Genomic DNA, 3,536 nt, shown 5'->3' with positions numbered 1-3,536 from the left:
GCTAGCTGCTTAGCTTCGGTTGGCTCGTTGGCTAGTTTGCTGGTTGGTAAGAATCAATGAGCAAACCAACAAACAAGCAAACCAACAAACAAGCAAGTGAGCAAACCAGCCAACTAACAAACCAGCAAACTAGGGTGAACGGTGAACCATGTAAGAGTGTAACCAATGTCTGCGATTAATACATGTAGGTTCTAAGTTTAAGATTAAAGGTGAAAGTATGTCTAACGAACGACGAACAACGAACAACGAACGAGTATATAAGATAGGTGTCATTCCCGGCGATGGTACCGGACCGGAGGTTATCCGGGAGGGCTTAAAGGTTTTGAGGTCGGTCAGCCAGGTTACGGGGTTTCAATGCGAGTTCGTGGAATACGACTTTGGAGGGGAGAAATACTTACGCACCGGGGAAACAATCCCAGACTCTGCAATCGAAGAATTCAAAAAACTGAACGCTATATATCTGGGGGCAATAGGACATCCCCAGGTGAAGCCCGGTATTCTTGAGCGTGGCATTTTGTTGAAGATAAGATTCGCCCTCGATCAATACATAAATCTAAGACCTGTAAAGCTCTACCCGGGAGTGGAGACGCCAATAAAGGGGAAGGGACCCGAGGATATAGATTTCGTAGTGGTCAGAGAAAATACCGAGGGACTATACGTGGGAGCAGGTGGATTTCTGAGGAAGGGAACACCAGATGAAGTGGCCATCCAAGAGAGCATCAACACCCGGAAGGGCGTGGAAAGATGCATCAGATATGCCTTTGAATTCTGCAGAAAACGGGATAAAGCTAAGAAGGTTACCCTCTGTGGAAAAACCAATGTTCTAACCTATGCCCACGATCTATGGCAACGAACCTTCGACGAGGTTGGGAGGGAATACCCCGATATAACCAAGGATTATGCCCATGTTGATGCAATCTGCATGTGGATGGTCAAGAATCCCGAGTGGTTTGATGTCATCGTCACCGATAACATGTTCGGGGATATCATCACCGATTTGGGAGCCATCATTCAAGGGGGCATGGGCATCGCTGCCGGAGCCAATATAAATCCCGAGGGAATCTCGATGTTTGAACCGATTGGAGGATCTGCTCCTAAATATGCTGGGAAAAATGTGATTAATCCATTGGCAGCAATCTCAGCTGCGCAATTAATGCTGGATTTTTTGGGAGAGAAGAAGGCTGCAAAGCTCGTTGAGAAGGCGATCATCAAGGTGACCAGTGAGAAGATCAAGGGTCTTGCAGCTGGTAAAATGGGTTGCACAACCACGGAAGTGGGCGATATGGTCGCCCAATTCATAACCGAAGGTGGATAGGTTGATAGGTTGATAGGATGTAATGTTTTATGCACATTGGTAACACTTATATTCTCTAGGATACCTGTCCCAAAAATATGAGCTTAATCTCGATATAACTACGGTGAATGGTGAACGGTGAACTTTTTAAATAGCACAGCAAAGTAGTTGGTAGTTAGTGAGTAGTTTCATGATTTTAACGATTTTTAACTCCTGACTCCTAACTACTAACTCCCGACTTGCAAAGGGGGGATATTATGCCCATACAAAAGGTGGAAAAAATATGGATGAATGGCAGGTTGGTCGATTGGGATGATGCCAAGGTTCATGTTTTAACCCACGCTCTCCATTATGGCTCTGGGGTATTTGAGGGGATTCGTGCCTATAAAACCAATAAAGGTACCGCCATCTTTCGCCTCACCGACCACATGAAAAGGCTAGAACGTTCAGCGAGAATCTACCTCATGGAACTGCCCTACGGTGTGGAAGAACTCGTTAGGGCCACAAGGGAAACCATTCGCGTCAACAATCTCAAAAGCTGTTACATTCGTCCCATAGCCTTTCGAGGCTATGGGGAGATGGGTCTCAATCCTCTCCAAGCACCCGTCGATGTAGCCATCGCAGTCTGGCCTTGGGGAGCGTATCTCGGTGAAGAGGGAATAAAGCATGGCATTAGAGCCATGATCTCCTCCTTTCATCGCATAGATCCGAATTCCCTTCCCCCCGTGGCGAAGGCAACGGGGCAGTACATCAATTCCATCCTCGCAAAAATTGAAGCCATCTTTGGTGGATACGATGAAGCGATTCTGCTGGATTCAAGGGGCTTTGTCTCTGAGGGATCTGGTGAGAATATCTTCGTGATAAAAGATGGTATTATATATACACCCTCCACGGCATCCAGCATATTGGAGGGAATTACCAGGGATACGGTGATGAAGATCGCCATGGATATGGGTTATCAGGTGATTGAGAGAGATTTGGTCAGAAGCGATTTATTCCTCGCCGATGAAGTTTTCTGTACGGGAACGGCGGCGGAAATCACTCCCATTAGGGAGATAGATAAGCGCTTCATCGGCGAACCCGGACCGATAACAAGAAAGTTACAGGAGAAATTCTATGCTATAGTACGAGGTGAGGAAGAAAAATACATGCATTGGCTGGAATTCGTTTAATTACAGGATTCAGGATTCAGGATTAAGCTTAAGATTAAAATAAGGAAGAGGATGGAGCTATCAGGCGCTTAATTCTTAATCCTGCAGCTTACAGCCTAAAAGTGTTGTGATTAAAATGGCAAAATCCATGGTTGAGGTAAAATTATATGATACAACCTTGAGGGATGGAGCTCAGAGAGAAGGCTTATCCTTCACGGTTGACGATAAATTGAAAATCGCTCAAAAGCTGGATGAGCTTGGTATCCATTATATCGAAGGTGGATGGCCTGGTTCGAACCCAAAGGATATTGAATTTTTCATGAGGATTAAGGATTATCCCATCAGAAATGCAAGGATTGTTTCCTTTGGCAGCACTAGGCGTAAAAATACCCCTCCCAAGGAAGATCAAAATCTTAAGGCTCTGATCAAAGCGGGTACACCTGCGGTGTGCATTTTCGGGAAAAGTTGGGATGTCCATGTGACCAGAGCTTTAGTCACCACGCTTGAGGAGAATCTCAAGATGATCTTCGATTCCGTTTCATTCTTGAAGAATCGTGGTTTTGAGGTCATCTATGACGCCGAGCATTTCTTCGATGGATACAGAAATAATGAAGATTATGCCATGAAGACCCTAAAAGCTGCGGAGGATGCCGGTGCCGACTGGATTGTCCTGTGCGACACAAATGGAGGTACTTTACCCCTCGAACTAAGGGAAATCATTAGGGATGTTAGGACCAAAATAGGGGTTTCTTTGGGAATACACGCCCACAACGATACCGATTGCGCCGTTGCCAATTCCATCGTCGCCATCGAGGAGGGTGTAACCCAGGTGCAGGGAACAATCAATGGATACGGCGAGAGGTGTGGTAACGCTAATCTCGTGTCCATTATCCCAAATTTGGTTCTCAAGCTTGGGATACCTTGCTTGAGCCGGGAGAAGCTTTCCTTGCTTACGGAGGTTTCCCACCACGTAAGCGAGATCGCCAACATCGCCCCTGATACTCATCAGCCCTATGTGGGAGAGAGTGCCTTTGCTCACAAGGGAGGAGTCCACGTCAGCGCCATTTTGAGGCAAAGGGGTGCATATGAGC

3 protein-coding genes are annotated in these 3,536 nt (G+C 46.3%); all 3 read left to right on the top strand.

Annotated elements, in window-relative coordinates:
* The first annotated feature begins 217 nt into the window (after positions 1–217).
* On the top strand, positions 218–1,315 hold the full coding sequence (locus AB1466_00580; protein ID MEW6188599.1) for a 3-isopropylmalate dehydrogenase: 1,098 nt from the start codon (positions 218–220) through the stop codon (positions 1,313–1,315).
* A 236-nt stretch (positions 1,316–1,551) separates the two neighbouring features.
* On the top strand, positions 1,552–2,466 hold the full coding sequence (locus tag AB1466_00575; GenBank protein ID MEW6188598.1) for a branched-chain amino acid transaminase: 915 nt from the start codon (positions 1,552–1,554) through the stop codon (positions 2,464–2,466).
* A gap of 115 nt (positions 2,467–2,581) precedes the next feature.
* On the top strand, positions 2,582–3,536 hold a 955-nt coding region (gene cimA, locus AB1466_00570), incomplete at its 3' end, for a citramalate synthase (protein ID MEW6188597.1).

The sequence above is a fragment of the Actinomycetota bacterium genome (assembly GCA_040755895.1).
Taxonomy (GTDB): domain Bacteria; phylum Actinomycetota; class Aquicultoria; order Subteraquimicrobiales; family Subteraquimicrobiaceae; genus Subteraquimicrobium.
Note: the sequence above shows the minus strand (reverse complement) of the source record. Positions and strands in the feature narration are given on the sequence as shown.

Coding starts and splice junctions, on each gene's coding strand:
- AB1466_00580 (MEW6188599.1), top strand. CDS start 218: ATGTCTAACGAACGACGAACAACGAACAACGAACGAGTATATAAGATA.
- AB1466_00575 (MEW6188598.1), top strand. CDS start 1,552: ATGCCCATACAAAAGGTGGAAAAAATATGGATGAATGGCAGGTTGGTC.